Origin of the sequence: Tateyamaria omphalii, assembly GCF_019802125.1 — a bacterium.
GTDB lineage: Bacteria > Pseudomonadota > Alphaproteobacteria > Rhodobacterales > Rhodobacteraceae > Tateyamaria > Tateyamaria omphalii_B.
In genome coordinates this window covers 103,645-128,899 of the sequence record NZ_JAHVHT010000001.1, presented here as the reverse complement: position 1 = coordinate 128,899, position 25,255 = coordinate 103,645, and the positions used below count along the sequence as shown (strand labels likewise).

The window sequence follows — 25,255 nt, the reverse complement described above, 5'->3', positions numbered from 1 at the left end:
GCATGCGGTACATCATGGCATTGGCCTTGCTCACTTTCCTAGCTGCCCCGACAGTCGGCAAAACACAAAGCGAGCACGAAACGCTCATTGCAACAAACCAAGAGACGCGGTCGGCCTCGCTTGTCGCGATGCGCAACGGTTTGACGTCAGTCACTTTTGTCTGGCCGATGGGAGACCAAACGCCTCAGAACGTGGACGCCATTCAGGCTGGCATGTTCAGCGTTTTGACAGGTGGGACTGAGTCGCGGACACCCTCTCAAATCGCCACTTTCATGCGTCAAAAGGGCGTCAGCAAACGAGTGTCCACGCTTGAGGACAATTTGCTCCTAACCGTCTCAGCGCCGGATGATGTCTTCCCTGAGGTTCTGGTGCATCTGGAAAATCTGCTTCTCAAGGCAACATATTCAGATGATTGGTACGCGCGAGAACTGCGTAAACTGCGTAGACCGATCGCGTCTACAACCAGACAATCCTCGGATGTTCTGAGCCGTGTGGAACGGTTCCTCAACTACGCAAACACAGACGAAGAAGCGCAATCAATCGACCCGAGGTTTCGCTTCGGCAAGCCCAGTCAAGTAGTTCTGCGATCAAACGACGCGGAAGTCACTGTTCGCACGCGGCGCTTGCTTGCGAAACTGCCTCCAGACGCGTCAAGGTCGCGACTGGGTGACTGGCTTCAGCGGTTGGTCAACAGAAACTCGACCGCTTTCACCTTACCAAGGGGCATTATTCATTTCGCTGACCCCACATCCAGTGAAACGCTCCTGTTCCTTGTAAGTGCACAGGAATTTCAAAGCGAAGCACAGCAGCTTGGGGCTAACCTTTTGCTGGACTACATCGGATCGAACCAAGGATCAGAAATGTTCCGCATCATTCGGCAAGAATTGCGTGCGTCATACGATCCCGAGTCGCGCTTCGTCGTGTTGGGTGACAAGCGTGCGCTTCTGGTACTGAGTGCGACTGTCGAAGCTGCCGAATGGCCGGAAATCCATGGCCGCATGCGCGGCATCTATCGGGATGTTCGGCACGGGAAAGTCGATCAGAAAGGGCTGGAAATACAATATGCCCAGCTAAAGCAGAGCTACGAAGACAAGTTGTTTTTCGACGCAGTTTGGACAGCGGAGCAATACCTCCGGGCACACCCGGAGGGGGCGACCGGCGACATAGAAATCCCAATTTTTAATGCGTTTGGACAGGTTAATTTCGATGAAATTATCGACAATGCAAACGACTACCTACCACCTTTCGAAGACTTCTTGTTGGTCGTTGTGGGAGGCGGTGTTGCACCGCCTGCGGACCTGACCAGACATGAGCTGTGTTCACTCGAAAAGTTTGAGCCGATTGATCATTGTCTGAAAAGCCTGCCGTCCGGTGTCTCAACTCCATGAACCCGCTCGCCATGCCAACCAGGTCGTAAACTTTCCACTGGATGTAAAAACGCCTCACGCATCTTTCGCTCTTGAATGTGCATCACTCGGGCCTTTGGCTGGGGCACGACAGGATGAAGATTTCTGGAACCGACCCAAGTGTTACCTGGATCGGTCTATTCTCTGCTCAGCTTTGCAAAAGCCAGGTTTCGCGAGTGTTGCCGTTGGCAGCCATTTTGAACCTACGCACCCGCGAACTGCTCTTTCATGTCAGGTCATCCTCTGACCCGGGAAAACATTCCACTCAGAAACCAGCCGCCGTCGTTGCAAGCGTCTGGTTTCGAGAGTTCACCCTTTCTTGCACAGCTGCACACGCTTGAAGATTGCCGTCCAAACAAGCGTCATCAAGCTGCTTGCTTGCAGAAATCTCCGCCGGTGAATCGCACGCACTGAGCGCCAGTGCTGCAAGTATCAGGTATCGTTTCAAGGTCTTTCCTTTCACATTTTTCGTGCTCCGCGCTTGCTCAAATGGCGCGGAAGGCAAGTGAAGTGAGCCACGCCGGACAGATGGCGTGGCTCACCTCATTTCAGTTGAGTGTTCGCAAGTGGTGGTTTTGTTCGGTAGTCCTGATCAGTCGTGACGAGTCACGTGTCACGCAATCGGGCTACGGTGTCGTCCAAACCGTCAGGCCGAGACATGTTCTTTCTGAAATATGACGGTGTTTGGCCGGTTAAGCGCTTGAACGCGTTGTAGAACGAGGACCGTGCATTGAAGCCCACATCATAGGTGATTGTCAGAACGGATTGGTTGGTTGTTATGAGAAGAATTTTTGCTTCCGCCACGCGGTATCCATTCACGAAGTCAAAAAAACTCTGCCCGATCTCTTCGTTGAGCGTTTGCGAGACGTAGTTCGATGATGCTCCGATGTGCCGAGCCAAAGCCCAAAGTGACAGGTTTGGGTCTCGGTGCAAATGGTCAACCTCCATCGCCGCACGAAGTTTACGGCCAAGTCTCTCGGATGCCTCAGCGCTCAAGGCAGACTTTTCGTACTTGCTCGCTGTCTGACCAACTGGCGACTCGGTTGTATTCGGTTCGTCAGGATCGGGAACCAATGGTGGGCGTTGTCGCAACCCCCAGAGCACTGTCGCCGCGACGACTGCCAGGCCGGTAAGGCTCGCAATGTTGACAAAGGCGGGCGGGACGCCGTCGTCCGCCGCTTTGATCGCGACGATCAGCAGCACGGTCTGCGCCAGCCAAAACAGCCCGCCAAATCCGCAAATCACATAGATCCAGCGCAGTTCATGCTGTTCTGTACTGGCATATACATCGCGCAACTTCAGCCGGAATTCCATCAGCCGACGCCAGATCAGGAAAAGGTAAACCGCAATCTGTGGATATATAGTGAGATGAAGCAAGCTGAGGCCGAGTACAACAGCCAAGCTCCACGCCGTGCCCATCTCTACTTCATCTGCGATCAGGAGGTGTCGGGTGTCTGGCGGCGATACCAGCACCAATAGCGCCATGGCTACGGTTATACCCGGTAACACAAAATGTCGGATGAGGCGTCGCGGGGGGAGTTGCGACGTGGATGTGAGGGTGAACACATACATCCAAAAGAGCGGCGCAAGAAAGAAGGAGCTGGGCCAGGTCACGAGGTCGATCACTGGTCCGATTGAGCCGGGTATGGCGTCAACCAACCGCTTGACCGCTTCAGGACCGTTGTTGACCGCCACAGCAACAAGGAATGCAGCAAAGCTGCGGTTGACGGGTGAGGACCTTGATTGCATCAAACAGAACACAGCACCAAACGTCGCGATCGCGAACGTGCTGGTGCCAGTCAATTCGATGATGATGTCATCCATGCCGTAAACTCTCTCAATCTTGCTCAAGAGACCAGACCGCAATAGCTGCAATGACATACGGGGCGAACTGAGCCAAACTATTCGGATAAGAGCTGTTGGGTGTAACTATTGATCGCACCATTTCGGTTTGTGACAGCAGCGCGTATCTGACCAGTCTTGAGATTGGCAGCCACAATCGAGTCAAACCCGTGGTTTCGCCCTTGGTGCGAAATTGTCGGGCCAGGGGACAAAAATACGCCCAGCCCCGATCCTTGGCTCACAGGCGTCACCATGCGTTCAGCCAAGGCCACAGGAATGATGGCATGGCGTAGGCCGCCCAATGCGTGCAGAACCGCTTGAAAGACTTTGGCGAGGTCTGATGCTGTCGCCCAGAGCCCAGCTGCCGCGCTTTCCGGATGCCTCCTGAAGCCACCTTGCAGCGATTGACCGTCCTCATAGCAGCCGTGCGCGAAAGGTGTTGCCGGCGCTATTGCAAACGTTGCGCGAGAGGCCCCGACGGGTTCGAGAACCTCTTTGGCTGTGTACGTTGCAAAATCCATGCCGGTGACGTCTTCAATCAGGGACTGCAGAACCATCGTCCCGCCTCCACTGTATCTGAAACGGTTGAATATCCTGGGTCGTGTCCGGACGGGGCTTGAGTTTGCGGGGCGACGTCCCGCCAGAATGTCCAACAATGTTGGAAGCTCCTCGTTCGGGCCATACCCTTCAAACCCTTGTACGGTCGTTCCTGCTGTATGAGACATCAGGTTGGCTATCGTTGCCGTCATTCCCCTGGGCCCCGGCAATTGCCAGCGACGTAAACTCCGATTGACGGGCGCATCCAAGTCGATGCGCCCGTCTCGGACCATGGTCAGGACGGCCAACGCCGTCACTGTCTTTGAGCATGACGCAACCTGGAACAGGGTATCGTCATCAACTGCGCTTTGTTCATCGGCCATGCCACTGTGGCGCGCCATCAGAAGGCCGCGATTGATTGCCGCAACTTGATAACCGGAAGGCTTCTGCGCGGCCGCCTCCGCAGATGTCGAACGCGGCAGAGGCGCCAAAATTGCCGCCAATCCCGTAGCAGAAAATGTACGTCTATTCATCGTATCGGTTGTCCAACCCCAAAGGGTCACCACACACTTTGGTGACGGAAGCAACCGTGGCGTCAGTTCCTCAATGTTTCGCCCGGACCTATAGGGGCGGACAAAAAAGCGACCAAGAATGGGCTTGCTAAAATGGGACAGGAGCGGCCGCTGCGAACGACAGATTCGACGGGCCGCAACGCTGCGTCGAATTCTGACCACAAACAACGGCAAGGTGCTTCAGAGCCGACATTGATTGCGCAAGAACGGATCAGACGTTTGCTCTCGTTCAGCGATGCCTTGACTACACCAGATGTCGGGTTGCCTTATCAAAGACAGTGGGATCACCCAAAGATCGCGCCAACAGCATTGCACCCTCCAACTGGGCCATGATGCGCGCTCCGTCTTCTGCGCTGAAACCATCCAAATTGGAAATCGCATCAATTCCGTCCAGCATAAATTGACGAGCTTCTTGTGCGACTTCGAGTGGGAGGTCGTTTCCTCCGACCGCCAAGATACCGCACAGACACATCAATCCATCATCTGCCAGCGCGCCTCGAAAAAGGTCTCGCCAATCAGAAAGCGGATTGCTGTCTGCGGTACTGCGCTCCGCTAGTTCAGCTTCAAACCGTTCGCGAAAGCGTCTCGCCACCGCAGCGGCCAAATCCGCTTTTGTTGCAAAGTGATAGTGTACGCTTGCCGACTTCACGCCGACCTCCGCAGCAATCTCGCGGAAGGAAAAACCGTTGTACCCGTGCGTGCGGATCATGCGCTCGGCCACATCCATTATTTCGTCGCGTTTGCCGGACATTTGCGTCTCCTGTCTCACGAAATGGTTATCTACCACGTGGTAGATAGGTGTTGCAAGGCGCGGCCTCAATCCGTAGATCGTCGCTCGTTACCTACCTATTGATAGATAAGGAGATCGAGATGTTTGGAAACAAGGTGGCAATCGTGACCGGCGGCGGATCAGGGATCGGCAAAGAGGTGGCGTCCCGGTTCGTGCAGGCAGGCGGAAACGTCGTTCTGAACGGTCGGAATGCGGACAAACTCTCTGCAGCGGCTAATGAGATTGACCCTTCGGGCGCGCGGGTCAGAACCGAGGCAGGGGACATCGCAAAACCTGAAACGGCCGAAAAACTGGTCAAACGAGCCACAGCGGACTTTGGCGGTGTCGATGTGCTGTTCAACAACGCGGGGGTCTTTCAGCCCAAGCCGTTCCTCGACCTTGATGAAGGCGAATACGACTGGTTTCTCGACACCATTCTGAAAGGCAAGTTTTTCATGGCGCAAGCTGCAGCGAAAGCGATGCAAGCGCGTGGCGGCGGTGCCATTGTGCAAACTGGATCATTGTGGGCCTTGCAGGCCATTGGAGCAACGCCCTCGGCTGCATATTCGGCTGCCAATGCCGGAGTGCATGCACTTGTTCGCAACCTCGCGCTGGAACTTGCGGGTGACAATATCCGGGTAAATGCCGTTGCACCCGCCGTTGTTGAGACCCCGGTGTACGGCACGTTCCTGACGGCAGAGCAGGTGGCCGAGACATTGCCGACCTTCAACAGCTTTCATCCTCTTGGGCGCAACGGCCAACCCGGCGATGTGGCGGATGCGCTGATGTTCCTCGCGTCCGACCAGGCCTCCTGGATCACCGGCCAGGTGCTTTCCGTCGATGGTGGTGTCACCGCCGGGCGTCAGTAACCCCATTGCTCCTGGACCTGCCCTTTCGGCAGGTCTCTCTCCCCTCCCAATTCAAGAAAGGAATGCATCATGAAACGTCAGATACTGATCGGTGCAACAATGATCACTGCCCTCTCACATGCCGCCGCAGCCGAAACTCGCTATGGCTATGAAAACGTGGACGGACACGACATATTTTACAGGGAGGCAGGCGATCCGTCTGATCCCACGATTGTGCTACTGCACGGCTTTCCCAGCTCATCGCACCAGTATAGAGATCTGATCGAAACGCTGAGCGATGAATTTCATCTGATCGCCCCAGACTATCCCGGCTTCGGCGCGAGCGATTTTCCGTCAGCTGATGCGTATTCCTATAGTTTTGACAACTTCGCCAACACCATCGATGGCTTCCTGGAACAACGCGGGCAGAACGAATATGCGCTGTTCATCCAGGACTACGGTGCGCCGGTGGGGATGCGCATTGCAACCGAACACCCTGAACGGGTTCAGGCGCTGATCGTACAGAACGGCAATGTCTACGAGGAAGGTTTGAACCCGGATACGTGGGCTCCCATCATGGCTTTGTGGGAAGGGGGCCGCAATGCCGAGATCGAGGCTCAGATTGCCGCGCAGGTGTTCAGTCTTGAAGGACTGAAGTGGCAGTACACCCACGGCACACGCAACCCCGAAGCCATCCTCCCGGACAACTGGTTGCTCGACCACCAACTGATCAATCGCGAAGGTCAGCATGATATTCAGTTGGGTCTTTTCTACGACTACCGCAACAACGTGGCCAAGTATCCCGAATGGCAGGCGTATCTGCGCGAACATCAGCCACCCGCGCTTGTGGTTTGGGCTGCAAATGATGCTTTCTTTCCCACGCCAGGCGCAGAAGGTTTTAAGCGTGATTTGAAGGATGTGGACTACAACATTCTCGATACCGGTCACTTCGCGCTGGAAGAGGACGGCGCCCTTATCGCCGACAAGATCCGCGTTTTTTACGCAGCAAGAGACATCAAGTAGCGCCCATTGATGGAGGGTCCCCATGCGGGGCCCTCCATCACGTCCGTATCCGGCATCCGCACCTTGTCACGCAGTCCAGGAGACCATTCCGGCGTCTGCAATCACGACATCCCGCGCAACATTTCCGGTCAGATCTGCGATGGCTATCTGACCTTCATCGCGCTGGCCCGCTGTACATGACGTAGTGCCCCGATGAGTTCGGAGAGCTCCATCTCACGCAGATCGCGACAAATTTCGCGAACACCTTGCCCGACCCCACAGAGGCGGCCGTAGTAGTTGAAGTAGTATGTACCGTCTTCGAGAACCTAGTCCCCGATTGTCAACGGTGCGACATGGCTCGGAGTGGCCCTCTTGTCGGGAAGGCCACTCCACATGCTATGGCCACGTCTTAGCTGGCGGCGGTACGCGACCGCATTGTGCGTGCGAGGATGAACAGAACCGCCGCTCCACCAAGTCCGATCAGATCGGACTGCCAGCCGCCTTCGATCATCAGCAGCGCGACCACGATCAACCCAACGCGGATCGCAGTGTTTGCCCGCGCGCCATTCCACCAGCCCTGCACGCCAGAGGACAACAGGAAGACGCCGAACACCGCCGTCAGCCCTGCGCGGATCACTTCGAACCAGGTGCCGTCCATCAGGATGGCCGCGTTGTAGAAGAACATGAACGGGACGACGAATGCGCTGATTCCGATCTTGAAGCTCGTGACCGAGGTTGCCATTGGATTGGACCCTGAGATGCCCGCCGCCGCATAGCTTGCTAATGCTACAGGCGGAGTAATTGCCGAGACAACGGCGAAGTAGAACACGAAAAAATGCGCCGTGAGCATCGGGATGCCGAGCTGCACGAGGCCCGGCGCGACAACCGAGGCGGCTACCGCGTAAGCCGCTGTCGTGGGCATTCCCATTCCCAGCAGGATCGCGATACACATCGCAAAGAACAGCGCAAGAAACTGGTTCGCGGCCGCGATGTCCAGCAGGACCGAGGAAAAGCGTGCGCCGACCCCGGTCAGGCTGATGACGCCAACGATGATGCCGGCGCATGCACAGACAGCGATAATCTGAACCGACATGACGCCCGCGATCTCGAACGCTCGGGCGATAGAGCGCGGCCCCATGCGGTACGGTGTGAGCCAGGAGACCACTGCCGCAGCGGCTGTCGCGTAGGCGCCCGCCCGGATCACAGAATACCCCATGAACAGCGCCGCGATCAGAATGATGATCGGCAGGAACAGAAAGACCCGGCGCGCCATGTCACGGAATTTCGGCAGCTCGTCCTCGCGCATGCCACGCATGCCCAGCTTTGCTGCCTCGAAGTCGACCATGAAGTAAATCGATGCGAAATAGAGGATGGCCGGAATGATCGCTGCGACCGCGATGTCAGTGTAAGGGATGCCCGTGATTTCGGCCATTATGAAGGCGCCAGCGCCCATGATCGGTGGCATGATCTGTCCGCCGGTGCTAGCTGCCGCCTCGACTGCGCCTGCCGTCTGCGGCTTGTAGCCGACACGCTTCATCAACGGGATCGTCAGCGAGCCGGTTGCAACCACGTTGCCCGCCGAGGTGCCGTTGATCATGCCCATGAGGCCGGAGGCAAAGATCGCCACCTTGGCCGGACCACCACGCGCGCGACCGGCGGCGGCAAAGGCGAAATTCACGAAGTAGTCCCCGACTTTCGACGCCTGCAGGAAGGCGGCAAAGATAATGAATAGGATGATGTAGGTCGACGACACGGCCGTCGTTGGCCCAAGGATGCCAGCATCGGTATAGACAATGCTGAAGAAGCGGGTCCACTGAATTTCTGGCGCGTTCAGGAAGCCCGGCAACAGGTCGCCCACGAAGACGTAGGCCAAGAAGACGCCCGCAATCACGATCAGTGCGAGGCCCGCAACACGGCGGGTGAGTTCCATGATGAGGGCCGTGCCGGCCATGGCCGCAAAGCTCATGCCAATCGGGGCAAACGGCGTCCCGGTCGCGTTGCGCATTGTCGTGCCATAGATCGTGATGAGATAGATCGCCGCCGCCGCAGCACAGATGCCCAGCGTCAGGTCGGCCGGAGCAATCGCATCACGTACGCGCGGGCGGACCCAACCAACGAGAATGCTGCCCGCGATAGCAAAAAGGAGCGGCGCACCGTAGTGCCACGTCTCGGCGGCGCGGATTCCGGCATCCATACCGTTCCACATGGTCCCGCCTGCGATCTCAGCAGCAAAACCGATGGCCGTCCAACATGCATAGAGAGCTGGCAGCGCGAGCGCCCAGCCGACAAGGTCGAGCGGATGGCGACCACCGCGATCAGCGTCGGGGAATGCGCGCGCGGAATAGAGCACGAAGCCCAGGATCAGTGCCCCCGCCACGTGAACAATGCGGAAGGTCCATGTCTCCATCGGGAAGGTCGGCAGGTATGGAATATCGACGCCGGTCATGGCTTCGATCGACCAGCCATTCAACGCCGCCATGTGGAAGAGCGCGTAAAGCCCGGCCATCCAAGCCACGACCAGATTGACGCTTCCTTCGAACAATCGGCGATTGCCTTCTACCGGCTCCTCGTCCACGCCGTCCGCGATCACGGGACCGTCCTTCAGTCCGTCGGCATTGGCCTCAAAAACACTCGGAGTGTGCTCCGGATCGATGGTCGCCATAATCATTCCCTCCCTCGCCGAGCGCTGCATTTCGACCGCACGGCTCACCACAAAGAAGGGCCCGCTCGGATCGAAACGGGCCCCTCAGATTTGTCAGTTGCCGTAGATCTGGTCTGCCGGGATCTCTGCGCCTGCGTTCTCCACGAACCAAGCCGCCGCGCCGGGGTGCCAAGGCAGAACATCTCCGTTCTTGTCCCAGTTTTCGGGCAGGGTGGAGCTTGCGGCGCGGTGGATGCTAACCATCCGCTCATTGTCCGACATCACGACGTCGACAACGGCATTTACCAGCGAGTCAGGCAGGTCGCAGTTGGCGATCGCAAAGTTCCACATCGAGACCGAGCGCGCGTCTGCCTCTAGCGTGGTGTACGTATCGGCGGCGATGGAAAGCTCCGAGACCGGGAAGGCTTCGAGGATCTTTGCCTGTTCCTCTTCGGTAAACTCGATGATGTTGACGTCGGTCTGTACTTCGAGCTGCGATACGGCTGGAACCGGCACGCCAACGGCGAAAGCGATCACGTCCAGCAGTCCATCCTGAAGCTGGCCGCCCAAGTCCGACCAGCCGCCGTTGCGCCGCTCGAACTCGACGCCAAGCTCTTCCATCATTCGCGGGAAGTAAGTGTCAGACGTCGAGCCCGCGGGACCAAACCCAATTCGTGCTCCCGCAGGGATCTCGGAGATGGAAGTGATGCCCGACGATGACAGGGCCGTAACCGAAAACGGCGTCTGATACATGGGGAACATCGCGCATGCGTTGGTCATTTGCAGGCCCGGTGCGATCGGATTTGTGCCCTCACGAGACTCGCGTGCCGGGCCCATCGTGGTCATGCCAAACTGCGCGTCGCCCGTGTGGACAAGAGCCATGTTCTGCATCGGGCCGCCGGTCACTTCGCCGCCGCCGGTCAGACCCAGCTCTTCGGCCACAAGGTTCGCCCAGCCAGAGCCGTAGGCGAAGTAGGTGCCGCCCTGTGAGGCAGTTGCCACAGTGAAACTCTGGGGCCAGTCGGTGCGATCCAGATGGCCGTCGGCGATTGCGGGTGTCGTGGCGAGCATGGTGAGCACCACAGCGCTCGTGAAGCGATTCAAATTCATAAGGGTTCCTCCCGTTTGGGCGATCCGCCCGTGGTGGTGGAACACGGTATCAACCATGCATTCAGCGCAAGACCGATCTGCGGAATTCGCATGGAAACTTGCGCGGGAGATGCAGAGGTGGGTCAGAACGGTGATGTATGGCCGCAAAACATGGGTGGCAGCCGACACATCATTCCCGATCGACATAGTCCTCGCGGTCAAGGCCGTGCCGTCGGAGCTTCTCGTAAAGAGTTTTTCGCGACAGGCCGAGCGCTTCGTAGACGTCACGCAATTTTCCGCCGTGGGCCGCCAAGGCGGCGCCTAGGACACCGCGTTCGTAGCTTTCCATTCGTTCGGCCAGTGTTCCGGTTTCGCCAGTCATCAGCGCACCGGTCTCTAGGCCCAGAAGGTAGCGTTCCGCTTCGTTGCCCAGTTGCCGAACGTTTCCGGGCCAATCGCGCCCGGCAAGCGCTTGCAAAAGCGCCGGGGGCACCGACGGTGCATCGCGCCCGTGCCGCGCCGCCGCCTCCGCAAGCATAGCCGCGAAGAGATGGGGCACGTCCTCGGGACGTTCGGACAGAGGTGAGATACGGACCTTGGCCACAGCCAAGCGGTAATACAGATCGGATCGAAACGTGCCGTCCTCGGCTCGTGCCGCCAAGCCATCCTTCGCAACCGCGATGACCCTCAGGTCGAGGGGGATGGCTTCATTTGATCCAAGCGGCGTTACGGTTCGATCCTGGAGCACATGCAGGAGTTTGCCTTGCAAAGCCAGTGGCAGGCTGTCGATCTCATCAAGGACCAGCGTGCCGCGCTGCGCGTGCTGCAGCTTGCCATAGCGCGCACGCAGCGCGCCCGGAAATGCGCCTGCCTCGTGTCCGAACAGCTCGCTTTCGATCATTGCCTCGGGCAGCGACGCGCAATTGATTTCCACATACGGGCCGGAGCGTCGCGCGCTATTGTCGTGGATCTGCCGCGCCGCGATCGCCTTGCCGGTGCCCGTCTCTCCTTCGATCAAAACATCCGCATCGGTGGCCGCGATCGAGCCGAGACGCGCGCGCAGTGCCTCCATGGCAATGCTGGGTCCAACGAGGCGGGACATGGTCGGCTCCCCGCGAGCGACCCGGTCGCGCAGGCTGCGGTTCTCCAGCACCAGGCGTCGGGATTCTATTGCGCGTCGCGCCGACGCGACCAGGCGCGCCGGATCGAAAGGCTTCTCGAGGAAGTCGTATGCGCCGGACTGCATCGCCTGCACAGCGAGGGACACGTCTCCATGCCCAGTCAGCAGGATGACGGGGATCTGAGCATCAATGGCCAGAACGCTGTCCAACACTTCCATCCCATCCATTTCAGGCATGCGGATGTCAGTCACCACGACACCGTCAAAAGCAGGATCAAGCGCCTCAAGCATTGCAGGTCCACCCTCGAACGCTGCGAAAGTCATGTCAGCAAGATCAAAGCTTTGCTCTGCTGCGCGTCTCAGATGCGCTTCATCGTCAACGAAAAGGACCTGTCCCGTCATCACTTTTCCTCCGTAAGTCTCAAGACGACAGTGAAGACCGCTCCGCCGCCGGGGCGGTTGGACGCTTCGATGCGGCCGCCGAAATCTTCGACGATGTTGTATGAAATCGAAAGACCGATCCCCATGCCTTCGCCGGCGGGCTTGGTGGTAAAGAAAGGCTCGAACGGGTCGATATCCGGCGCGAGCCCGGGGCCATTGTCGAGGACGCGAACCTCGACGGTATCTTCTGCTGCTGCGACCTCCATAGAAACCTCTGGCATCTCATTGCTCGCGACCGCATCAAGTGCGTTCGACAAAAGGTTCACAATCACTTGCTCCAGCCGCAGAGCGCCTGCCACCGCATGAAGCTCGGTCGAAGGCGGCTCAAACGCGATGGTGACCCCGGCACGCTGGGCACGTGGGCCGGTCAGCACAAGCGCGCGCTCTGCAACCTCGCTCACCGGTACCGCGCCAAGAGCGTCTCCGGGCCGCCGTGCGAAATCGCGCAGATACCCCGAGATCCGTGCCATGCGATCGGCCATCTGCGAGATCAGCGTGACGTTCTCTCTGGCCTCGTCGGTCCGCCCCCGGTCGAGATACTGTGCCGCATTTTCGGCGTAGGATTTCACCGCACCGAGCGGCTGGTTGATCTCGTGGCTGAGAGCCGCAGACATGTGCCCAAGCGCTGCCAGTTTGCCAGCATGTACCAACTCAGCTTGTGTCCGCCGCAACTTCTCCTCGGCTGCGCGTCGCTCATCTACCTCGCGGCCCAGTGCTTCTGTGCGTTCCAGGACCCTCCGTTCGAGGTCGTCACGCAAGGTGGCTTCATAAGCCACCCGCTCCGCCAAGCGGGCGCGTCGTTGAAGGAAAATTGTGGCCCCGAGGGCCAAGGCCCAAATGGCCAGCACACCGACGCCGACCATCAGCGCAGCTTGACGCTGGACCGGCAGCAGAGGGCTCAGGACAATGGCCTGCCACCCTGGCAGGCTCAGCGGGCGGCTTTCAGCGGTAAACGTGGAGGCGTCATCAATCGTCACGCGCGTCGGCTCGGTGAGCGAGGGCAATCGCGAAAGCCGGAGTGGTTCAAGCCGTTCCGACGGATAACCGCGACCTGCGGCCAACCGTATCCTGTCGTTTGAAGCCAGCGGACGCAGCGTCCGGTAGACCCAGTCCGCTTCGCTCGACAGGAATACAACACCGTCGCCATCCACGATAGCGACGGATTGGGACAACCCTGACCAGCCGGTCTCCAACGCAGATGCGCTATTTCGCACTACGACAACACCCAGCACGTCGATACCTTCAGTCACGGGTCCTGCGAAGGCCAGGACGCGCCTGTCCGTATCCACGTCGATCCCATGGAAGCGCGCCGCACCGCCGCGCGCCGCAGCGCGAATGTCGGGTCGGCTCGCGAGGTCGCGGCCAATGGATGAGTTGTCGCCGCGATAGTCGCTCGCGGCGACAACCTGCCCGTCCATGTCCAACAGATACACGTCGGATGCCCCGACAGCGCGGGCGATCTGGCTCAGTGTCTCATTGACGAAGGGCCCAAGGCCTGTGTTTCCAGGATCGCGAAGCAGGCGAAGCAGAACCGGCCTATCAGCAATCAAGCTCGGGATGGGATCAAAGCGCTCTACAGTTTGCTCAAGTGACTGCGCTACCAGACGAAGTGTAGCTGCAGCAGCTCGTCTTTCTGCGTCGACAAGCCGGTCGACAACCGTTGGCCAAACAGCCAGTCCGACGAGCGTCGCTATGGTCAGGCCGAAAGCCGAGGGTATCCATATACCGGACCGACGCGCGGCCCCGATTGAATAGGAGCGGGTCATATGCGATTGTTCCAGTTGGCCGGACACCACCACCGGTTTTCAATCCATGGACATTTTACGCACTGACATGATGCGTGTCCGATCAAACGCCTGCGCATCTCTAAGCTCGCCAAGTCATCGAATATACCCATTGGTCATCAAGCTACATAGACATCACTGAGTTCGAGGTTCACATCGCAGATCCTGGACGACCAAGTTGGACCGGCACTGCAGAATTGAGTCGAAGTCATGACATTTAGGGACCCTTGATGGGTCAGGTGCTATACACCCTCTTCAGTTAAACTCCGGCTCTCCTTTATCCTAGGCTGGGGGCACATAGCCAGTCGACGACGAGCGCGGCGAGTGCCATGGCAGAGAGAAAGACCTTCGGGCACCTTTTTGTGTAGTGTTGCAACGCGCCGCCCGTCCTTCAGTCCACCAAACATGATCTCGATCCGATTGCGTCGTTTGTATCGACGCTTGTCATGTCGGACAGCCATGCCGCGCTTCTTTCAACCGGGGATCGAGGCCCTTATCCCTATGTCTTTCAACGCCTCTCGGGACCAATCGGCGTCCCAACCTTGATCCTCTAGCAGCCGTTCCACCTTTGGCAAACTGCTCACCAAAGCACAGGCACCGATACAATCGCTCAGCTAGAAGTGAGCGCCCAATGCTGAAGACGCAATGCTTTTCCAGAGGCGAATGTCGATACAAACCGCGAACACGTGGCGGATACTGGATTTAGTTTCAAGGCTTCCGCCAGACACAAAAAGACGCAAACCCGCTGTCGTTCTGCTAACCGCTTCGGGTTAGCTCACCAATCATATCCGGCAGGATGCGCGACAATACTCCAGTCAGAAACGCCGTACTGATGCCAAACGTGAGTAGGCCAGTGATCGCGCAAAAGGTTGCCACGATGCGAGCCTCAGTACTTAAAACGATGTCGCCGTGGCCAAGAGTCGTGTAGGTCACGGTCGCAAAATAGAAGCTGGTCGATGGGTCTGGCAATTCGGTGACCAGAAGGAACAAGGTCGCCCACGACCAGACCTGAATAGTATGTGCAAATACCGGAACAAAGATTGCAGCTGGTAAAAAAGATCACGTTGCGCAGACGGGGCAATGTCTTATTGGGCAGGAAACTGGACAGCTTCGCAAAATAAGGGATGCTGAGCGATACTACGCTGACATGGACCATGGCGCTGAACAAAAGCAGGCCAGTTCCAAATAAAATCTGTTGGAGCGCCGTCATGAAGGTGTTCCTACAACAAAAAACCGTTACGAACGCAATTTACAGGCGAGAAATCCACATGGGAGCCGCAATTATGACACCACGCAACATCTTGGGGATTGCGGCTGCTGCTTTTACTGCATTGTACGCGGGCGCATTTGCGCAAGACGCAGTTCCACGCCCAGCCAAGGTGGTGACCTTGCAAGCGACGGACAACATTGTGTCGCGCACTTACCCTGCGACTGTATTGCCGTCCCGCGAGATCGAGCTTTCGTTCAAAGTGTCCGGGCAGGTGATCGACCTTCCCATTCGCGCCGCGTCGCAGGTGTCTGCGGGTGATGTCATCGCGCAGATCGATCCGCGGGATTTCGAAAATCAGATCCGACAATTGCAAAGCCAGCGCGCCCAGTCCGAGGCGCAGCTTGAAGCACTGCGTGCGGGCGCACGTGAAGAGGAAATCATCGCTCTGGAGGCGAACGTAGCGTCTGCCCAAGCGCAGGTGGATCAGACGCGCGAGGCCCTGTCGCGTGCTGAACAACTGCTTGAGCGCGGTGTGTCGACGCGCGCGCAAGTGGAAGCAGCGCAAGCGGAAGCTCGGGTTGCCGAGGCCAATCTGCGGGCGCAACAAGAGCAGCTGCGGATCGGCCAGGTGGGTGGCCGGCCCGAAGATATTGCTGCTGCCGAAGCCGGGCTTGAAGCGATTGATGCGCAAGTAAAAATTGCGCGCGATGCGCTCGCCGATGCGACGCTCACCGCGCCCTTTGACGGTATCGTGGCGCGGCGCGATATCGAGAATTTCACAAATGTGCAGGCGGGCCAGCCCATTGCCCTGCTTCAGGGGCTTGATGTCGTGCATCTTGCTTTTGACATCCCCGGCCCTGATGTATCCGACCTGGCGCAGAATGGCCCGGACCAGATCGCGAATATTGCAATCTTCGACGCCTTGCCCGGGCAAGAGTTCGACGCCGAGATGGTTGAATTCTCTGTTCAGGCTGACAGCGCGACGCAAACCTATCGAGGGCGCGTTGCGGTGACGGTGCCCGAAGAGTCGTTCATCCTGCCCGGCATGATCGCCAACGTGATCGCGTCCACCGAGGGTGCAAAGGCCCAGATCCGCGCGCCGATTTCAGCCGTGGCTGCGGCATCGGACGGGGCTCCGTTTGTGTGGCTGGTCGAGGAGGGCGGCCAGGTTTCGGCGCAACCGATTACGTTGGGCGAGGCAAACGGCGCACGTGTTGTCGTGACCGAAGGGCTTTCCGATGGCGACACGATTGTTGCGGCCGGGGTCAGCGAGATCATCGAGGGCATGACCATACGTCCCATCACATCGGTCGGGAACTGAACACATGGACTTCGCACGGTTCGCTCTGGAAAAGCGGCTGATTTCGGCCGTCTCGACCCTTCTCATCCTGTTTGCCGGTTACTTTGCCTACACGGCCCTGCCCCGCTTTGAAGACCCGGAATTCATCATCCGGCAGGCACAGATCATCACGCCTTATCCCGGCGCCTCCGCCGAGGAGGTGGCCGAGGAGGTCACCGAAGTGATCGAAAATGCCCTGCAGCAATTGCAGGGCGTTGACGAAGTGCGTTCCGTGTCCTCGCCCGGCGTCAGCACGGTCACGGTGGAATTCACCATCGCGTCCACCAAGACACGCACGTTATTGAACCAGAGATTTCAACAGATGCGCGCTAAGATACTGGATGCGCAGCCGCAACTGCCGCCAAACGCGCTGGCGACGCAGGTCTATGACGACTTCGGCGATGTTTATGCGCAGTACTATGCAATTGTCGGCGAAGGGTATTCGCTGGCCGAGCTTCACGAATACGCCAAAGATCTGCAGCGCGAGCTGGTGACCGTCGAAGGGGTGTCCAAGGTAGTGCTGAATGGTGTTCAGGACGAGGTGATTTATGTCGAGTATTCGCCTGCGCGTTTGACCGAATTGGGCCTCGCGCCTGCGCAGATTGCGCAATTGCTCGAAGGACAGAACCTGGTCACACCGGCGGGGTCCATCGTGGCGGGCATGGCGCGCCTGACCGTGCGCCCCGAAAGTGCGGTGGGGTCGCTTGATGCCATCGAAAACCTGCTGATGACGGATGCGCAAACAGGCGCTTCGTTCCGTCTGGGCGACATCGCGGAGGTGTCCCGCGGGGTCGAGGAACCGGCGCGCACGCTGCTTTACCGCGACGGACAGCCCGCGATCGGTCTGGGGGTGTCAAACCAGTTGGGCGGCAACGTCGTGAACATGGCGGACGCGGTACGCGCCCGGATTGCGGAGTTGGAGAGCGACCGGCCCATCGGCATCAACATCCTGCCGATCTCGGATCAGGGGGCGAGCGTGAAGGTGTCCATCGATGACTTCGTGGTCAACGTGGTGCTGGCGCTTGCCATTGTTGTGGGCACGCTCTTGGTCTTCATGGGGCTCAGGTCTGGCATCCTGATGGGCGGCATCCTTCTGGTGACCGTCGCGGGCACGCTTTTCGGCATGTACCTTTATGGGCTCGACATGCAGCGGATTTCGTTGGGCGCGTTGATCATTGCGCTGGGCATGTTGGTCGACAACGCCATCGTGGTGGTCGAAGGGACGCTGGTGCGTGTGCAGCGCGGTGAAGATGCGTCTGAGGCATCGCGAGCCGTTGTCATACAGACCATGTGGCCGCTTCTGGGCGGTACGGTCGTGGGCATCCTTGCCTTTTCTCCCATCGGGTTTTCACCGGACAATACCGGCGAGTATGCGGGCTCTCTGTTCTGGACGATTGCGATTGCGTTGCTCTTTTCGTGGCTCGTGGCGATCTGGCTGACGCCGTATTACTGCGTGCTGCTGCTCAAGCCGGGTAAGACGGATGAGCAACCCAAGGAGAACCCCATTCTTGTCGGTTATCGCAAGTTGCTGGCGCGTGCGATCAAGGTGCGCTGGTTTACCGTGGGTGGGGTTGTGGCGCTTTTTGTGTCGGCCATCGCGCTGTTCAGCCAGGTGCCACCGGGGTTCTTTCCCTCTTCGACCCGGGCCCAGTTCGCAATCGACTATTTCCTGCCGCAAGGCACGGACATCGGCCGGACCGAGGCGGACATCCTGGATATCGCCGAATACACGCGCGGCCTTGAAGGTGTGACCGGTACCAACACCGTCGTAGGGGCCGGGCACCAGCGCTTCATGCTGATCTATGAAGCCGAAAATGCGAATTCGGCCTATGGTCAGGTTCTGGTGGATGTTGAGGATTACGAGCAGATCGAGGACCTGCGCACGCATCTGCAGGGCTATATTGACGAGGCCTTTCCTGAATCGAATGCCAAGGTCTGGACATTCGTGCTGGGCCCCGGCGGCGGATCCAAGATCGAGGCGCGGTTCTATGGGCCTGATCCGGTTGTCCTGCGCGATCTGGCGCAGCAGGCCAAGACGATCATGTCGGATGCGGGCGCTGTGGCGGTCAAGGACGATTGGCGCGAGCAGGTGCAGGTTGTGCGCCCCATCATCGACATTGAAAACGCCCGCCGTCTGGGGCTGACGCAAGGCGAGATCTCGAACGCGATCTACGGCCATTTGACCGGCACCAACCTGGGCGTCTACCGCGAACGCGATGAGCTTTTGAACATTGTCATGCGTCCGGTGGACGTGGCGCGGGACGACATCAGCGAGCTGCGCAACATCCAGGTCTTTGGCAGTGCAACAGGCAGCTACGTCCCGATTTCGCAGGTGGTCGACCGTTTCGACATCGTGTTCGAGGCAGGCAACCTGCGCCGGATCGACCGCGAGCTTACAATCACCGCACAATCCGACAACGCGCCGGGAGTGCTGTCGGGCGATCTTTTCGACGCGGTGCGCGGGCCGATCGAAGCGATAAACCTGCCACCCGGTTACAGTTTTGAATGGAAGGGCGAGTACGGCAACTCTAAGGAAGCGAATGCCGGTCTGGCCGCGACCATGCCGGTGGGCTTTGGCGCGATGTTCATTGTCACCCTGTTCCTGTTCAACGCATGGCGGCAGACGATCATCATCTGGCTTGTCGTGCCGCTGGCGCTGATCGGCGTGATTTACGGGCTGGCCGGGTCGCAGACCCCGCTGGAGTTCATGGCCATCCTCGGCATCCTGTCACTGACCGGCATGCTGATCAAAAATGCCATCGTGCTGATTGACGAGACGGACACACAGATCGCTGACGGCAAGGCACGCATGGCGGCGGTCGTCGACGCGGCGGTCAGCCGTGTCAGGCCGGTGTCACTGGGGGTGCTGACAACCGTTCTAGGCGTCGTGCCGCTGTTGTGGGATCCGTTCTTCCAGTCACTGGCGATTGTGATCATCTGCGGGCTCAGCTTTGCAACGGTCCTGACGTTGATCATCGTGCCCACGCTCTATGCCATCTTCTTCCGCGTCGAAGGCAGCGAGGTGTAGCAGATCACCATGCGTCTGCCGCTCTTGATCGCGACTGTCCTGATCAGTGCGGCATGTGCCAGACCACCGGATCGGATTGCGTTTGCCGATCCGGAGCTGTCGGCGAGCATCCAGAAAACCTATTTGACCATCAGCCGCTTAGGTATCTTGGCGTTAAGCTTGAAGATGCCTTAGCTATTGCTGAAGCCATTGCAATTTAGATTCGCCCGGGCGCTTTCACGGGCAGCCCATACCGGACATCGAGCTAAGTGGCGGTTGCCGCGCTGTGGCTTTCGCAAAGCGGACATCAGCGACGGGCACGATCACCAATCAGTACTGACGGCACCTCGGTCGGCAAGCGTCTGTATCTCATCAGGTGTATAGCCGAGCGCGATAAGTACATCACGTGTTCCGGATCCAAGTGTTTGCGGCGGTTCCGCGACGCGTTGATGTGTTATGCCTTGCATGGCGAATGGCAAGCCGCAGAACCCAACCGGGCCGCGGCTCGTGAACGCGCGTTCCCTTGATGGTGCAAGCTTCAGTGCCTCGGGAAGCGTACGCAGTCTCGCACATGGGACGCCAGCGGCCATCAAGGTCCTTTCCCAATCATCAGCTGTACGCGATTGCAGGGCATCGCAGATAGCTTGGCCAAGATCTGCGCCGTTTCGATTGCGACCGCTAGGGTCGGCGAACCTCGGATCGGATAGCCAGTCTTCCCGATCAAGTGCGCGCGCCAAGGCCCGGAATTGTGCTTCCTCGTTCACGCCAAGACTGATGTGGCCCTCGGCACATGTGAATATTCCTGACGAGGGCGAGCGGCTGTTGGCGGCATTTCCCTGGGGTTTGGGCGCACGTCCGGTCAGCCGGAAATCCGTGATTGTGGAGCTCATCAAGGTGAAGGCGGTTTCCAGCATAGACACATCCACAAAAGTGCCGGTTCCGGTTCGTTCGCGCTGCATCAGGGCCGCCAAAATCGCCATGGCCGACGCCATGCCGGATGCATAATCAACGATCGGTGCTCCGGTGCGCAGAGGACCCGTCTCTTCGGTGCCGGTCAGCGCCATGAGGCCGCTGATCGCCTGAATATTCACGTCATAGGCGGGGGTGTCAGCCAAGGAATTCCCGCGTCCGTAACCTGTCATCGCACAGTGGATCAGGCGTGGATTGATCGCGCGTGTCGTGTCTTCGTCCAGGTCGAGGCGCGCAAGAGTGCCAGGGCGGTGGTTTTCGACCAGGACATCGGAGGTTTTGAGAAGCCTCTCGAAGACGGCCCGCCCGGCCTCACTCTCTAGGTCAAGAGCCAGCGACTGTTTTCCGGCGCTTTGCGTCAGATAGGCCGTGCTCATACCATTCGCAGCCCGTTCCTTGTCGGTGCCGCCTCGATGGCGCATGGCATCTCCGCGGCCCGGGCGTTCGACCTTGATGACCTCTGCACCGAGAAGTCCGAGATAGTACGAACAGGCCGGCCCGGCGAGGACATGCGTCCAGTCCACCACACGAATGCCATCAAGCGGAGCAACCATCATGCGTCTCCCAACGCTTGGCCCCGGGCCCTTTTACCGAGGCTGCGCACCCGGAATATGAGCGCCGCAACACCGATCAGCAGGAACAGGAGTGCGAGGGGCCGGGTGACGAAGATCATCAACCCGCTGTCGGACAAGAGAAGCGCCTGACGGAACGTCTCCTCCGCTCCGCTCGCCAGAACGAAGGAGATCACGAAGGCCGCCGGATTGAAATCGAGCTTGCGCATTGCCCAGCCGGCGAATCCGGCGGCAACCATGACGTAGACATCGAAGAGATTGCCGCGGGAGGTGTAGGCGGCAACGAACGAGGTCAGGAAGATGACGGGATAGAGAACGCGGGTTGGAATACGGGTGATGAACCGCCCGACGAAGGCTGCGCCGTAATAGCCGATCAGTCCGTACATCACGATGCCGATAAGCCCGCATGCAAAGAGGGCGAAGACCAGATCACGGCTGGTTAGAAACAGTGTCGGCCCGATCTGAATGCCATGGATCAGGAAGACACCGATCAGTATGGCGCCGATAGTGGAGCCCGGAATGCCGAGCGTCAGCAACGGGGCCATAGAAGGGCCGCTGACGGCGTTGTTGGCCGCTTCTGGCGCGGCGACACCTTCAAGCGCTCCTTTCCCCCAGGTGGTTGGGTCCTTCGCACGACGCTTGCCCTCGCCATAGGCCACGAAAGCCGCGATGGCCGAGCCAAGACCAGGCAGCATCCCGATGAATGCGCCGATGAAGGACGACCGGGCGACATGGGACAGGCATGGCTTATATTCGGCCCAAGTCAGGACATTACGCGCAGGATCCTCCCTTCCTTGTGCCATTTCAGTCGATTTCTCCCGTTCCTCGATCTGGGCAAAGACCTCGCCAAGAACGAAGATACCGATCATCAGCGGCACAAGGCCGATGCCGTTGGTCAGATCGAAACTGCCGTAGGTGAACCGCTCTGTCGAACTGATCGGATCCAGCCCGATCATCGCTACCAGCACGCCAAGGGCTGCCGATGCAAGGCCCCGCGTCACCGACTTGCCGATCACGGACCCGATGACGATGAAGGCCGCGAAATAGATCGCGAAAAGCTCGGGCGGGCCGAGCTTGAGCGCGACAGCCGCGATCCACGCGACCCCGACAATCAGCAGGATTTCCCCCGTGAAATCGCCGATGACCGACGAGATCGTAGCGACCTTCATGGCCTTGCTGGCCTTGCCTTGCCGCGCCAGCGGGTAGCCGTCGATCTGGGTCGCTGCGGACGCGGCTGTGCCAGGTGTGTTGAAGAGGATGGCGGCGACGGACCCGCCGTAGCGGCCCGATTTGCCAATCACATAGAGGAAGGCCAGTGCGGGCAATGGCTCCATGTAGAATGTCAGCGGCAAAAGCATCGCGATCGCCGCTGAGGCGGTCAGCCCTGGGATCGCGCCGACGATCATGCCGACGATGGCGGCTAGTAAGACCCAGCCTAAAAGGACGGGATCGGCAACAACGCTCGCAAGGGCGGGGAAGATATCCATGCGCTCACTACCGGGCGATGACGTCGAGGAGGTCGAACCAGCGCCCAAGCGGAGGGAAGACACCGAGAAGCTCGAAGAACACCAGATGATAGACCCCAGGGCAGAGTACGGCCGCGGCGGAAAGACCGATCACGCTCCGCACACCGAAGATCCAGAGTGCCAACGGCGCGGCCAACGCGGTCGCGATCAGATATCCCACTACCGAGATTGCCCAGACATAGGCCATCGACAGAAACAGCAATCCGGCAACCGCGGGCCAATGCTTTCGGTCGAGCCGCGGGCCTTCGGAGCGCCGCAACTCGAGCATGCCAAGGACGATGAGTGCAAGGGATCCTGCCAGCGGGAAAAGCCGTGCGCCCCACCGTCCGTACTGATCAAGCGAAATGCCCAGTGAGGTGATGGTGGCACCGATCCCGATCAGGATCAGTGCCAATCCAACCACCCGAGGAGCGGGAGAAGACTCCGAGGTCACGCTTGTCAGCCCTGCGACTTCAGGGCGTCGATCACGGGCTGTGTCTCGACCTGCATCTGGCGCAGCCGTGCCTTGGTGTCCGCTCCGCTCAGGAAGGCTGGGACATTGCCGCGCGCGCGCATGAGCTCCGCAAACTGCTGGGTGCCGGTGATCTTCTTCAACGCCGCTTCCATGCCAGAGATGATTTGCGGATCAGTACCTTTCGGCGCAAAGAAAACGATGGGTGACGACACGGCCACGTAGTCGAAGCCAAGCTCGGCCAGGGTCGGCACGTCGTCCCGGACCGGGTCACGCTCTGGCGCGACAAGAGCAAGGACGCGCAATTCATTCTCGAAACCCGCAGCCTGCTGGATGCCTACGAATGCGAAATCGACCTGCGCGCCGATGACGGCGGCGCGGGTCGGGCCGCCGCCCTTGAACGGCACATCCTGCGCATCAAGATCGTTGCGGTTTAGGAAGCTCTGACCCGCCACCTGATGGAAGCCGCCGCGCCCGTTGTGAGCCCACCGCAGGCTACCGGGGTTGGCACGGGCTGCTTCGACGAGATCTTGCACCGACTGGAACGGGCTCGCTGCGGGGACGATGACCGCAGGTGTCAGATTGCCGATCTGGGCGATGATCTCAAAGCTGTCGAACGGATTCACGTCCGTATCACGCAACATCGACGTCAGCAGGAACGAGCCGGCAGAAGTGACCATGACCGTGTTTCCGTCGGGACGGGATGCGGCTGCTTCGGTCGCACCGGTGATCCCTGAAGAACCGGGCTTGTTCACAATGACAAGTGGTACCGGTAAAATCCCGTCAGCAGAGGCGGCCGCCGCCCTCGCCAGCGCGTCGGTGCCGCCGCCTGCAGAATACGGCAAGATAGCGTTTATCGGTCGTTGCGGGGACCACTCGGCAAGCGCCGGGCCTGCGGCCAGCAGCGCGGAAGCTGACAGACCAGTCTTTATGAAATCGCGTCGTTTCATTTTGTCCTCCCATGGATCCACGACGCCTTTTTCTTCGTTGCGTCGCTGTTTGCTTGACGGGATCGTATCGCAATCAATAACGTAGAAAAAACGCAATTATCAGAAGATTGCATCGAGAAATTCGAACAATGAACCTACGCAGCCTCAAGGTCTTTGCGCTCGTGATGGAAGAAGGCACGCTTGCACGCGCAGCCAAGAGCATGAACCTCAGCCAATCTGCGGCAAGCCGGTTGCTTCACTTGCTGGAGGAAGAGTTCGCAGTTCGGCTCTTTCGCAGAGACAATCGCCGCCTGATACCGACAGCCGAGGCCGAGCGTTTCTATCCGGAGGCGCTGCGTATCCTTTCGCAGATCGACGGCCTGCCGCATTTCATCCAGGAAATTCAATCCGGCACGCCAGAGCCCTTTCGCATCATCGCTCAGACAAGGATCGTTAACGGCCTCGTCATCCCTGCCATCGCGCTATTGCGCGACACCTTTGTGGACCAACCCATAAAGCTTGAAATTTATCCGCGACGCGATCTTGGGCGGCGCATGATGAACGATAGGTATGACGTCGGCATCACCGCACTGCCGCTACCCGTTGATCAGCCCAAACCGACTCTTCTAGGTGCCGCTCCTCTGAAGGTGGCGATCGCCAAAGATCATCCATTGAGCCGAAGCACCGTTTTGCGGCCTGAGGATGTTGTCGACGTTCCCTATATCGCACTTGACGACACCACCGTCATCCGACGGATCACGGACCAGAAGTTGGAGGCAGGGAGGACAACGCTAAAAGTCGCGCATGAAGTGTCATTGGGGTCGGCGGCCTACAGGCTTGTCCAGCGGGGTATTGGCTTTACGTTTGCGGATCCGATCGCCCTGGACCCAGAATTGGAAGAGGAGGTACGCCTTGTCGACTGGGAGCCGCGCATGGATATCGACATCGGCTATTTCATCCCGAACCCAGATGGAAAGGGAGACGTCAGTCGTGCATTCGTTGACGCCCTAAAGGTAATCTATGCTCAACGGTGTATGGAGCAGATGGATTGTTGATCGCAGATAGACGGGCTGCTGGAGACTGGCCCAAAGCCGCCTTCGGTCATCGCGCTTAGCACCGCAGCGCAGCATTCTCCGAAGTGGTCATTGGCCGAGTGCGCAGCAACCGGTCAATTCGGGATACGGCTCAGCAGGCCAAACCG

General features: G+C 59.0%; 20 protein-coding genes and 1 pseudogene. 6 read left to right on the top strand and 15 right to left on the bottom strand.

The window, feature by feature from the left end; translation table 11 throughout:
* Window positions 1–2: 2 nt before the first annotated feature.
* Complete coding sequence (locus tag KUV51_RS00660; RefSeq protein ID WP_222519703.1) at window positions 3–1,388, top strand: hypothetical protein; 1,386 nt, start codon at window positions 3–5, stop codon at window positions 1,386–1,388.
* A 283-nt stretch (window positions 1,389–1,671) separates the two neighbouring features.
* On the opposite strand, the gene KUV51_RS00655 is transcribed toward KUV51_RS00660, so the two are convergent.
* The 4 genes from KUV51_RS00655 to KUV51_RS00640 all read right to left on the bottom strand — a co-directional run bounded on the left by KUV51_RS00655 (window position 1,672) and on the right by KUV51_RS00640 (window position 5,108).
* Window positions 1,672–1,854, bottom strand: coding sequence for a hypothetical protein (locus KUV51_RS00655; RefSeq protein WP_222519702.1), 183 nt, complete (start codon window positions 1,852–1,854; stop codon window positions 1,672–1,674).
* Window positions 1,855–2,012: 158 nt separating this feature from the next.
* A complete protein-coding gene (locus tag KUV51_RS00650; RefSeq protein ID WP_222519701.1) occupies window positions 2,013–3,230 on the bottom strand; it encodes a helix-turn-helix domain-containing protein in 1,218 nt (405 codons plus the stop codon).
* 77 nt (window positions 3,231–3,307) lie between these two features.
* Complete coding sequence (locus KUV51_RS00645; protein ID WP_222519700.1) at window positions 3,308–4,318, bottom strand: serine hydrolase domain-containing protein; 1,011 nt, start codon at window positions 4,316–4,318, stop codon at window positions 3,308–3,310.
* Window positions 4,319–4,601: 283 nt separating this feature from the next.
* Entirely contained in the window at window positions 4,602–5,108 is a 507-nt protein-coding gene (locus KUV51_RS00640; RefSeq protein ID WP_222519699.1) for a TetR/AcrR family transcriptional regulator, read from the bottom strand.
* A 119-nt stretch (window positions 5,109–5,227) separates the two neighbouring features.
* On the opposite strand from KUV51_RS00640, the gene KUV51_RS00635 reads away from it, so the two are divergent.
* Complete coding sequence (locus tag KUV51_RS00635; RefSeq protein WP_222519698.1) at window positions 5,228–5,995, top strand: SDR family NAD(P)-dependent oxidoreductase; 768 nt, start codon at window positions 5,228–5,230, stop codon at window positions 5,993–5,995.
* 69 nt (window positions 5,996–6,064) lie between these two features.
* Window positions 6,065–6,997: an alpha/beta fold hydrolase gene (locus tag KUV51_RS00630; protein WP_222519697.1), complete on the top strand. Its 933-nt coding sequence runs from the start codon at window positions 6,065–6,067 to the stop codon at window positions 6,995–6,997.
* Window positions 6,998–7,385: 388 nt separating this feature from the next.
* Here KUV51_RS00630 and KUV51_RS00625 read toward each other — a convergent pair whose 3' ends face one another.
* From KUV51_RS00625 to KUV51_RS00595, 7 genes and pseudogenes are all read right to left on the bottom strand, one after another.
* Complete coding sequence (locus KUV51_RS00625) at window positions 7,386–9,638, bottom strand: TRAP transporter permease (protein WP_222519696.1); 2,253 nt, start codon at window positions 9,636–9,638, stop codon at window positions 7,386–7,388.
* Window positions 9,639–9,731: 93 nt separating this feature from the next.
* Entirely contained in the window at window positions 9,732–10,727 is a 996-nt protein-coding gene (locus KUV51_RS00620; RefSeq protein ID WP_222519695.1) for a TAXI family TRAP transporter solute-binding subunit, read from the bottom strand.
* Window positions 10,728–10,896: 169 nt separating this feature from the next.
* On the bottom strand, window positions 10,897–12,228 hold the full coding sequence (locus KUV51_RS00615; RefSeq protein WP_222519694.1) for a sigma-54-dependent transcriptional regulator: 1,332 nt from the start codon (window positions 12,226–12,228) through the stop codon (window positions 10,897–10,899).
* Window positions 12,228–14,033 (bottom strand): ATP-binding protein, encoded by a 1,806-nt coding sequence (locus tag KUV51_RS00610; protein ID WP_222519693.1) that lies wholly within the window; start codon window positions 14,031–14,033, stop codon window positions 12,228–12,230. The genes KUV51_RS00615 and KUV51_RS00610 overlap by 1 nt, the downstream gene beginning before the upstream one ends.
* A gap of 295 nt (window positions 14,034–14,328) precedes the next feature.
* A pseudogene (locus KUV51_RS00605) lies at window positions 14,329–14,665 on the bottom strand (transposase); the annotation flags it as partial.
* Window positions 14,666–14,807: 142 nt separating this feature from the next.
* Complete coding sequence (locus tag KUV51_RS22320; RefSeq protein ID WP_410001065.1) at window positions 14,808–15,020, bottom strand: ion channel; 213 nt, start codon at window positions 15,018–15,020, stop codon at window positions 14,808–14,810.
* Window positions 14,938–15,261 carry a hypothetical protein gene (locus KUV51_RS00595; protein WP_222521301.1) on the bottom strand — a complete coding sequence of 108 codons (324 nt, stop codon included), beginning with the start codon at window positions 15,259–15,261 and terminating at the stop codon, window positions 14,938–14,940. Before KUV51_RS00595 ends, KUV51_RS22320 begins: the two co-directional genes overlap by 83 nt.
* Window positions 15,262–15,334: 73 nt before the next feature.
* Here KUV51_RS00595 and KUV51_RS00590 point away from each other — a divergent pair, with 73 nt between their 5' ends.
* The gene (locus tag KUV51_RS00590) at window positions 15,335–16,582 is read left to right on the top strand and encodes an efflux RND transporter periplasmic adaptor subunit (protein WP_222519691.1); all 1,248 of its coding nucleotides are present in this window, start codon (window positions 15,335–15,337) and stop codon (window positions 16,580–16,582) included.
* A 4-nt stretch (window positions 16,583–16,586) separates the two neighbouring features.
* Window positions 16,587–19,628, top strand: coding sequence for an efflux RND transporter permease subunit (locus KUV51_RS00585; protein ID WP_222519690.1), 3,042 nt, complete (start codon window positions 16,587–16,589; stop codon window positions 19,626–19,628).
* Window positions 19,629–19,930: 302 nt separating this feature from the next.
* Here KUV51_RS00585 and KUV51_RS00580 read toward each other — a convergent pair whose 3' ends face one another.
* From KUV51_RS00580 to KUV51_RS00565, 4 genes are read right to left on the bottom strand one after another with little or no spacing between them, the layout of a single operon-like run.
* Window positions 19,931–21,133 (bottom strand): CaiB/BaiF CoA transferase family protein, encoded by a 1,203-nt coding sequence (locus KUV51_RS00580; RefSeq protein ID WP_261385585.1) that lies wholly within the window; start codon window positions 21,131–21,133, stop codon window positions 19,931–19,933.
* Window positions 21,130–22,635 (bottom strand): tripartite tricarboxylate transporter permease, encoded by a 1,506-nt coding sequence (locus tag KUV51_RS00575; RefSeq protein WP_222519689.1) that lies wholly within the window; start codon window positions 22,633–22,635, stop codon window positions 21,130–21,132. Before KUV51_RS00575 ends, KUV51_RS00580 begins: the two co-directional genes overlap by 4 nt.
* 7 nt (window positions 22,636–22,642) lie before the next feature.
* Window positions 22,643–23,077 carry a tripartite tricarboxylate transporter TctB family protein gene (locus KUV51_RS00570; protein ID WP_315898805.1) on the bottom strand — a complete coding sequence of 145 codons (435 nt, stop codon included), beginning with the start codon at window positions 23,075–23,077 and terminating at the stop codon, window positions 22,643–22,645.
* Window positions 23,078–23,112: 35 nt separating this feature from the next.
* Entirely contained in the window at window positions 23,113–24,075 is a 963-nt protein-coding gene (locus tag KUV51_RS00565) for a tripartite tricarboxylate transporter substrate binding protein (protein ID WP_222519687.1), read from the bottom strand.
* A 128-nt stretch (window positions 24,076–24,203) separates the two neighbouring features.
* On the opposite strand from KUV51_RS00565, the gene KUV51_RS00560 reads away from it, so the two are divergent.
* Window positions 24,204–25,109, top strand: coding sequence for a LysR family transcriptional regulator (locus KUV51_RS00560; RefSeq protein WP_222519686.1), 906 nt, complete (start codon window positions 24,204–24,206; stop codon window positions 25,107–25,109).
* Window positions 25,110–25,255: the final 146 nt, after the last annotated feature.

Excerpts from the sequence above, each read along its gene's own strand:
- KUV51_RS00660 (WP_222519703.1), top strand. The coding sequence starts at position 3 with ATGCGGTACATCATGGCATTGGCCTTGCTCACTTTCCTAGCTGCCCCG.
- KUV51_RS00650 (WP_222519701.1), bottom strand. The coding sequence starts at position 3,230 with ATGGATGACATCATCATCGAATTGACTGGCACCAGCACGTTCGCGATC.
- KUV51_RS00645 (WP_222519700.1), bottom strand. The coding sequence starts at position 4,318 with ATGAATAGACGTACATTTTCTGCTACGGGATTGGCGGCAATTTTGGCG.
- KUV51_RS00640 (WP_222519699.1), bottom strand. The coding sequence starts at position 5,108 with ATGTCCGGCAAACGCGACGAAATAATGGATGTGGCCGAGCGCATGATC.
- KUV51_RS00635 (WP_222519698.1), top strand. The coding sequence starts at position 5,228 with ATGTTTGGAAACAAGGTGGCAATCGTGACCGGCGGCGGATCAGGGATC.
- KUV51_RS00630 (WP_222519697.1), top strand. The coding sequence starts at position 6,065 with ATGAAACGTCAGATACTGATCGGTGCAACAATGATCACTGCCCTCTCA.
- KUV51_RS00625 (WP_222519696.1), bottom strand. The coding sequence starts at position 9,638 with ATGGCGACCATCGATCCGGAGCACACTCCGAGTGTTTTTGAGGCCAAT.
- KUV51_RS00620 (WP_222519695.1), bottom strand. The coding sequence starts at position 10,727 with ATGAATTTGAATCGCTTCACGAGCGCTGTGGTGCTCACCATGCTCGCC.
- KUV51_RS00615 (WP_222519694.1), bottom strand. The coding sequence starts at position 12,228 with ATGACGGGACAGGTCCTTTTCGTTGACGATGAAGCGCATCTGAGACGC.
- KUV51_RS00610 (WP_222519693.1), bottom strand. The coding sequence starts at position 14,033 with ATGACCCGCTCCTATTCAATCGGGGCCGCGCGTCGGTCCGGTATATGG.
- KUV51_RS00595 (WP_222521301.1), bottom strand. The coding sequence starts at position 15,261 with ATGACGGCGCTCCAACAGATTTTATTTGGAACTGGCCTGCTTTTGTTC.
- KUV51_RS00590 (WP_222519691.1), top strand. The coding sequence starts at position 15,335 with ATGACACCACGCAACATCTTGGGGATTGCGGCTGCTGCTTTTACTGCA.
- KUV51_RS00585 (WP_222519690.1), top strand. The coding sequence starts at position 16,587 with ATGGACTTCGCACGGTTCGCTCTGGAAAAGCGGCTGATTTCGGCCGTC.
- KUV51_RS00580 (WP_261385585.1), bottom strand. The coding sequence starts at position 21,133 with ATGATGGTTGCTCCGCTTGATGGCATTCGTGTGGTGGACTGGACGCAT.
- KUV51_RS00575 (WP_222519689.1), bottom strand. The coding sequence starts at position 22,635 with ATGGATATCTTCCCCGCCCTTGCGAGCGTTGTTGCCGATCCCGTCCTT.
- KUV51_RS00565 (WP_222519687.1), bottom strand. The coding sequence starts at position 24,075 with ATGAAACGACGCGATTTCATAAAGACTGGTCTGTCAGCTTCCGCGCTG.
- KUV51_RS00560 (WP_222519686.1), top strand. The coding sequence starts at position 24,204 with ATGAACCTACGCAGCCTCAAGGTCTTTGCGCTCGTGATGGAAGAAGGC.